Here is a 685-nt window from a genome sequence, read left to right as displayed (position 1 = left end):
ATTTATTAATTCCAGTGAATTGAAAACGATTCCATCCGGGTTGATGGTCTTCAGGGATGCTTTAAGAACCGACTGGGGTGTCTTATTATCTGGAATGGTTATTGCTTCCGTACCGATGGTTGTTTTATTGATTGTTTTGCAAAAATATTTAGTACGAGGCCTGTCAGAAGGCTCGGTGAAAGGATAGTGAACGATGAAATTAATTACGGTGGGTGACAATGTTGTAGACTGCTATTTGGATCGTAACGAATATTTTCCAGGCGGAAATTGTGTGAATGTCGCTGTAAATGCCAAACGCAATGGTGCGGGCACTGTCGGCTATATTGGTATTTTTGCTACGGATGATCCGGCTGCACATATAAAGGCGGCACTGAGAGAAGAGGGAGTTGACTTTCATTTCTCCCGTGATGCTTTTGGCATTACCGGCCAGCCCAAAGTGACGCTTACAGAAGATAATGACAGGGTGTTTATTGGCGGTCCTAAAGACACCGTTCAACATCGATTTAAGATTCAACTTATTCCTGAGGAAGTGGACTACCTTAAGCAATTCGATATATGTCATGTGAGCTGCTATTCGTCCATGGAAAGTGAGTTGGCTAAGATTGCGAAGGAGGTTAAGGTGTCATACGACTTTTCCAATCGAAAAGATCTGGAATATATCTCATCCATTGCCCCCTATATATCT

1 protein-coding gene and 1 pseudogene are annotated in these 685 nt (G+C 42.5%); both read left to right on the top strand.

All coding sequences use genetic code 11. The features are described from left to right. Positions 1-187: pseudogene (locus HP456_RS24635) on the top strand (carbohydrate ABC transporter permease); the annotation flags it as partial. Positions 188-193: 6 nt separating this feature from the next. Beyond that, positions 194-685, top strand: a 492-nt coding sequence (locus HP456_RS24630) for a PfkB family carbohydrate kinase (RefSeq protein WP_246289425.1), incomplete at its 3' end; no start/stop codon positions are given.

Origin of the sequence: Bacillus haikouensis (genome assembly GCF_013179555.1) — a bacterium.
GTDB lineage: Bacteria > Bacillota > Bacilli > Bacillales > Bacillaceae_B > Rossellomorea > Rossellomorea haikouensis_A.
Note: the sequence above shows the minus strand (reverse complement) of the source record. Positions and strands in the feature narration are given on the sequence as shown.